This window comes from Coleofasciculus sp., from assembly GCF_046565525.1.
Taxonomy (GTDB): domain Bacteria; phylum Cyanobacteriota; class Cyanobacteriia; order Cyanobacteriales; family Coleofasciculaceae; genus Coleofasciculus.
Map to the genome: position 1 here is coordinate 43,857 of NZ_JBKHUP010000061.1, position 6,653 is coordinate 50,509.

A 6,653-nucleotide genomic window follows, 5' to 3' on the forward strand; every position below is an offset into this window, starting at 1 on the left:
AATCAATTTATTGTAGGGTGGGTTAGGCGGATACTTCATCAGGAAGATAAATTTTTAATCGGGTGTCCGCCGTAACCCACCAATACTATCATTTACCCACAATTAAGTAGAATAGTGCTGACATTTTGGCTGGTGGGCAATGCCCACCCTACGGTATATTAAGGGTTTTGGCATTCCAATTAAGTATAAGCCAGCCATAATTTTCTGAGGTAAAAAATAATTATGTGGCTACGTCATATTTCGGCAATCACAATCTTAGCTTTTATCCTAACTCCGGCTAACGCTTTAGCTGAATTCAACCCTATTCCGCCCCAGTCGCAAGCCCAAAGGATAGAGACGTACACGCCGCCTGATCTCTCGCAAATTGTAGAAGAATTAGGATTAACTGAGGAACAAATTGCTCAACTTAATCAAATCCGCCGCCAATTTACTCCCTTAATTGAACCTCTATACGAGGAATGGAACGAAGCACAACAAGAACTAGAAACATTAATCGTCAGCGCCGACGCCTCAGAAACTCAGGTGCGCCAAAAGTACGATGATGTTGAAGGGTTAAGATCGCAAATTTCTCAGTTGCAATTTGAGCGGAGAATGGCGATACGAGAGATATTAAAACCTGAGCAACGTCTTCCTTTTGAGGAATATATACAACGATTTGCGGATAATTCGTAAAAGAAAAGCAAAAAAGTTCAACCACCCCCTTCTGAACCAACCGAAACGACAATTAATATTAGCAATATCGAAATCGTTGGCAGTACTGTTTTTGGTGCACAGGAGTTAAATCCGATTATTCAACCCTTAGAAGGACGCACTGTTACCATCCAATAACTTCAGAATGCCACGGATGCGATCGCACAACTTTATCGTGATGCTGGATACTTTACCTCAACGGCGATTTTACCGCAACAGAATGTAACCGATGGTGTTGTCACGATTCAGGTTATTGAAGGGCGTTTAGCAGACATTCAGATAGAAGGAACCGAAGGACTGAAGCCAAGCTACATCCGTAAACGGATTCAATCAGCCACCAGTACCCCCCTGCGTATTGATACACTCGAAGAGCAATTGCGACTGCTGAGAACCAATCCCCTCTTTGACACCCTAAACGCCACCTTAGAAGCGGGTGATGAAGTCGGTGAAAGTATTCTCGTGGTACAAGTTGAAGAGGCAATGGGATTCCTTTTGTGGATTTGGATGATCAAAGAGAAAACGCTCAAGATGAGGGATTTCATTTTAGTGTAAGCTATCAATTTTAATCGTTATCCAAAAGTTAGCCTAAACTCAGCCGAGAACTCAAGTTCTGGCTAAAAGATCAAACCTGTTAAAACTGGTTCATATCATCTACCTTTCGCGGTTTCAGGCTTTTTAAAGTCGGGGTGATTTGAGGTACATTATATAATACTAAATCGGGGTTTTCTACCTCCGTTATCATCAGTCCGCGCAGGCGGACTTGGTTTGTGTAGCAGCGATTTCAATCGCCATGGCAAAAGTCTTAAACCCGTTTAAACGGGTTTATATCATCTACCTTTCGCGGTTTCAGGCTTTTTAAAGTCGGGGTAATTTGAGGTACAATATATCATACTAAATCGGGGTTTTCTACCTCCGTTATCATTCAGTCCGCGCAGGCGGACTTGGTTTGTGTAGCAGCGATTTCAATCGCCATGGCTGTCATGGGGTTCTTTTAGTTCTAATTAAAAAGATCGCGGTTTGGGAGTGGACAAAACCAACAGAAATTCCACCAACGACAGTAGTAGGGGACTAATTGGACGAATCACCCATTTAAATAAGATATCCGCGATCGCAGTTTTCCGAGGACGATCGAGTAAGAATGTCGCCACAATAATTGCCGCGATCGCAGCGAGGCTAGTCACCCAGAAGAAGGGGGCAAAACTGCCAAAAATGGCTCTTAATCCCCCGGCGGTAAAAATACCTGCCAATCCTCCAATACCAAACGCCGTAAACATTAGTCCATAGTTACTGGGGTAATTATCCAGATGGAAAAAACTTAAAGTTGCGGCTGGGGCGACGGCTAACCAAGCCCCTAAACAAAACCAAAATAGAGAAAATGCGACTAAAAAATTGACTTGCTCACCCTGACTGGTATTCAGCATGATAATTGAGGCAATCAAAATCAGCACATTAATTAAGATAATCGTTAACTTCGGCTTAAGCCGATCATTTAACCACCCAAATAAAGGACGCCCAATACCATTAAATACGGCAAATAAGGGAACGGCTAAGGTGAGAGCTTCCGGTTCGAGTCCGGCGATTTCCAGCCCAATTTGAGCTGTGGTAGCAATGGCTGTTAGTCCAACAAATGTACCGATAATATAGCAACTCCAAAGCCCATAAAACGTCTGGGTTTGCACCATCGGCAAATTGAGGATGCGATCGCGTTCACCATCACCCCCTGTTCCGGTTTCAGGTGGCGTCCAACCCGCAGGTTTCCAACGCGGTGGTGGCATTTTCAGAGTTGTAGATATTGCCAAAATAATTGCCGTAAACGCAATCCCTAAGATAATAAACGTGGTACGAATCCCCAAGGAGGGAATCCCAAGCTGGGGGTTTCCCCGAATCAGATTAAAAGCTAAGGGGGCGGTTAGCAACGGCGAAAGACCAAAACCCACCACCGTCATCCCCACAGCAAACCCTTTGCGATCGGGAAACCAGCGGGCGGCGACAACAAGGGGGACTCCATAAGTCATCCCCACGCCAATTCCGGTAATTAAACCATAGCTAATCACCAACAGGGGTAAATTAGTAACTTGACTGGACAAAAGATAACCAATTCCCACAATAATTCCGCCGATACCCGTGAGAATGCGGGGACTACAGCGATTCATATACAATCCAGTGATTGGCATAACGATTGTAAACGTTACCCCTAATACTAGAAAAGGAAGCAGAATGGCTCCGGGTTGGGTGTTCAACTCCTCCTCAAAAGGACCGCTGAAGATACTCCAAGAATAGACTGTTCCCAAACAAAGTAATACGATTAACCCCAGAGGAATGAACAGCCACCTACCTAATTTCGGTTGCAGTCCGTAGGGTTTAGCCTCGTCCGGGAATTCAAAGAAATTAATTCTGTCCATCATAAAAATTCAACGGCACGTCTGTCATCAAATGAATGATTTAGTGGTTTTTTATCAGGCTATCCGGCAATAAATAAATTAAGTTTAGCCGCAGGAGATGATGTTTAAACAAATAGAACAATTGAAAAATCCAATCATTACGATAAGAAAATCCATGGTTATACTTAAATTTTGACCCTAACTTCTGTGCAGACGGCAAAATCGCCCCCTTTAGTTAAACCTTCTCAGCCCAATCTCTGTCATGATAGTTCAATCATCCTCAAGTTCCGCGAAGAACCGCGATTAACTTTGATAACTGGCAAAGGAGATTTGACTCATGAGAAATTACTCGTTTACTGATACAGAACGTTACCAGATGACGGGACTCGTCGATTATGCCAACTTATATTCACTTCCCGAACTGTGGCAGAAAACCGCTATCCTTTTTAAAGACATTGTGGCACTTAGCGATCCTCATGCCAAGCCCAGCTTCACTTTAACTTATCAGCAGTTATATCAAAAAATTCAGCAATTTGCTATAGGAATTCAACGATTAGGAATCCCCCAGGATGAGACAGAAAACATCCCTTGTCGTGTCGCATTATTTGCCGATAATAGTCCACGTTGGCTAATTGCCGATCAAGGAATTATGCTTGCTGGTGCGGCAAATGCTGTGCGATCAGCTACCGCCGATCGCGAAGAATTGTTATATATCCTCAAACACAGTGGTAGCATCGGCTTGGTAGTAGAAAATCTGAAAACCTATCATCAGCTTTGCCCAGAATTATATCAATTTTCTCTGCAATGGGTTGTGTTGTTATCTGATGAAACTGTCGATACCACATTGCCTTTTAAACAACTGAACTTTGGTCAACTCATGACCCTCGCCTCAAAGCATCAGTTACAATCCATCCCCGCCAATCACCAAACCCTAGCCACCTTAATTTACACATCAGGAACAACGGGTCAACCTAAAGGAGTGATGCTGACTCATGGTAATTTAATTCATCAACTGGTTGCTGCATCAGCGATTATTCAGCCCTCAGTCGGCGATCGCACGTTGAGCATTCTGCCAACCTGGCACAGTTTTGGACGTATTGGCGAATACTTTACCCTCAGCCAAGGTTGCACGCAAATTTATACCAATCGCCGCTATCTTAAGCAAGACTTACAAGCATTTACACCCCAATATATGGTCGGAGTCCCTCGTTTATGGGAATCTATTTATGAAGGTATCCAAAAGTCTTTCCGGGATAAACCTCCCCGGATGCAAAAATTAATTACTAACTTTTTGGCTATCAGTCAACAGTATATTAAAGCAGTTCGCCTCTGTAAAGGATTGGATTTACAAAATTTAAATCCTTCACGTTCCGAATTATTTAAGGCGTGGGTTAAAACAATATTACTATCCCCCCTGCACTTTTTAGGCGAGATGATTGTTTACAAAAAAATCCAGCAAGCAACGGGCGGGAAGGTGAAACAATTAATCTGCGGTGGCGGTTCTTTGGCGCAACATTTAGAAGACTTCTTTGAAATTGTGGGAATTGAAATATTAGTGGGTTACGGATTGACCGAAACCTCCCCTGTACTCACGGCGCGGCGTCAGCATAAAAATCTGCGGGGGACTTCAGGATTACCTTTAACTAACACGGAAATCAAAATCGTTGAATTGGAGAATCGAAAGACTTTACCCCCAGGAAAACCCGGTTTAGTCATGGCGAAAGGACCCCAAATCATGCAGGGATATTACTTAAATCCCCAAGCCACGAAAAACGCGATCGATAAGGATGGGTGGTTTGATACGGGTGACATTGGTTGGTTAACGCCAGATAATCAGCTTGTGTTAACTGGACGAGCAAAAGATACAATTGTTTTGACTAATGGGGAAAATAAAGAACCTCAACCCATCGAAGATGCTTGTCTACGGAGTCCTTATATTGACCAAATTATGCTAGTGGGTCAAGATCACAAATCCCTGGGTGCTTTGATTGTCCCCAACTTAGAGGCGTTGGAACAGGAGTTAGTCAATACGGGTTTAGGCGACTTACAGACAACGGTTCCCAAAAATGAGTCCCCAACCAATCAAGCGGTTGAGGGAACAATTGATTTGAATAGTCCAATCGTGCGAAATTTATTTCGCCAAGAGTTAAATCGACAAGTACGCGATCGCCCAGGTTATCGTTCAGATGATCAGATTACGCACTTTGAGCTAATTGAAGAACCATTTACCATAGAAAATGGTCTATTAACCCAAACGCTCAAAATTCGTCGTAATGTTGTGGCAGATCGTTATCGCGATCGGATTCATCAGATGTTTACTTGAGTGATTTTACTCAGTGTTAACTGATCTTCTTTCTTTGTGGGATCAATAGGTGTCGGTTGGGGTGGTGGTTGAACCGGAGGTGGAGGAGGTGGCGGTTCTACCGGAATGGCATCAGGTTTAGAGGGTTTAGGGGGTTTGGCTGGTGGAACGGGTGTTTGTGTAGATTCGATCATCAAAAAAAGCCTTGAGCATCTTGCAGAACGTATCTTTTCAGATATCCTAATAGTTCAGAGGATTGATGATTAACGCTGGACCTTGAAAGCGATATGCATCGTCACCTTGTAGCTCACGATCTTATCGTTTTCGACATCAGCCGTCCAATTAATAATTTCTATTCCGCTAATACCCTTTAGAGAAGTGGCTGTTTCGGCTAAACCTTGTTGTATGGCATCATCAAAACTTTTTGACGAGGAAGAAACAACTTCAATAACTTTGGCAACAGACATAAATCGTCTCCTATAGCTGTCTTCACTCAGAATACCGAGTTGGATTGGGCATTGAGCCTATCTGTGGGTAGAGATTTAAAATAAAAAATGGAGTGTGTAGCTGTATATCTTTTGCATATTATGACAAATAGCTACTTCAATTTTCTTTCAACTCTGGGTCATCAGTATCACCAAACAGGAGTGCGATCGCGCGTGTTGATTCAAACTCTTGGCTCAATACAATCACAGACATGGTCATGGGGATACCGAGTAGTGCGCCAGGAATACCCCACACCCAACCCCAGAATACAATCGACAATAGCGCCACAAAGGGTGAAAGCTTGAGGGTACGTCCCTGGAGGCGCGGATCAACGAAGTTGCCTAAAAACACTTGAATGACAGCCAAACCCACCAACGTGGCTACTCCCCGCCCAATTCCCAGAAAAATTAGCGCCAATAGAGTTGGCGGGATCACCGCGACAATCGAACCTAAAGTGGGGATGTAGTTGAGAACAAACGCAACCAATCCCCAAACCAAGGCAAAGTCTACCCCTAGCATCCAACACCATAAGCCAGTCAACACGCCCGTCAGGACACAGGTTAAGGACTGAATTAGAATATAGCCTCGCAGCTTATCGCTCATTTTAGCGACAGCATTGATCACCTTCGCACTGGTTTTGGACGCCAAACTCCGTTCAATTTTTTCTCGATACTGCCCAACTTCGAGTAAAAGTAATACGAGTAGCGAGACCATTAGATTGACACTCCCACGGCTCAAAGCGCGTGGGATTCTGTATTCAACGTCAAAACTTGCTCTACCAGGCTTGCGCCAAG

7 protein-coding genes and 1 pseudogene are annotated in these 6,653 nt (G+C 43.8%); 4 read left to right on the forward strand and 4 right to left on the reverse strand.

Going from position 1 to position 6,653, the window contains the following annotated elements; translation table 11 throughout:
- The first annotated feature begins 222 nt into the window (after positions 1-222).
- The 3 genes and pseudogenes from ACLGGO_RS21325 to ACLGGO_RS21335 all read left to right on the forward strand — a co-directional run bounded on the left by ACLGGO_RS21325 (position 223) and on the right by ACLGGO_RS21335 (position 1,242).
- Positions 223-672 (forward strand): Spy/CpxP family protein refolding chaperone, encoded by a 450-nt coding sequence (locus tag ACLGGO_RS21325; RefSeq protein WP_446420814.1) that lies wholly within the window; start codon positions 223-225, stop codon positions 670-672.
- A gap of 168 nt (positions 673-840) precedes the next feature.
- A pseudogene (locus ACLGGO_RS21330) lies at positions 841-939 on the forward strand (POTRA domain-containing protein); the annotation flags it as partial.
- Positions 940-942: 3 nt separating this feature from the next.
- Entirely contained in the window at positions 943-1,242 is a 300-nt protein-coding gene (locus tag ACLGGO_RS21335; RefSeq protein ID WP_446420820.1) for a POTRA domain-containing protein, read from the forward strand.
- Positions 1,243-1,691: 449 nt separating this feature from the next.
- Here the strand turns inward: ACLGGO_RS21335 and ACLGGO_RS21340 are convergent, their stop codons facing one another.
- Positions 1,692-3,095, reverse strand: a complete 1,404-nt coding sequence (locus ACLGGO_RS21340) for an L-lactate MFS transporter (protein ID WP_446420815.1) — start codon at positions 3,093-3,095, stop codon at positions 1,692-1,694.
- Between the two features lie 313 nt (positions 3,096-3,408).
- Between ACLGGO_RS21340 and ACLGGO_RS21345 the strand changes: the two genes are divergently transcribed.
- Complete coding sequence (locus ACLGGO_RS21345; RefSeq protein WP_446420816.1) at positions 3,409-5,394, forward strand: AMP-binding protein; 1,986 nt, start codon at positions 3,409-3,411, stop codon at positions 5,392-5,394.
- On the opposite strand, the gene ACLGGO_RS21350 is transcribed toward ACLGGO_RS21345, so the two are convergent.
- The 3 genes from ACLGGO_RS21350 to ACLGGO_RS21360 form a co-directional block, all read right to left on the reverse strand.
- Positions 5,379-5,567: a hypothetical protein gene (locus ACLGGO_RS21350; RefSeq protein ID WP_446420817.1), complete on the reverse strand. Its 189-nt coding sequence runs from the start codon at positions 5,565-5,567 to the stop codon at positions 5,379-5,381. The genes ACLGGO_RS21345 and ACLGGO_RS21350 overlap by 16 nt on opposite strands.
- Positions 5,568-5,636: 69 nt before the next feature.
- A complete protein-coding gene (locus tag ACLGGO_RS21355) occupies positions 5,637-5,840 on the reverse strand; it encodes a dodecin family protein (RefSeq protein WP_446371389.1) in 204 nt (67 codons plus the stop codon).
- A gap of 136 nt (positions 5,841-5,976) precedes the next feature.
- Positions 5,977-6,653, reverse strand: a 677-nt coding sequence (locus ACLGGO_RS21360) for an AI-2E family transporter (RefSeq protein ID WP_446420818.1), incomplete at its 5' end; no start/stop codon positions are given.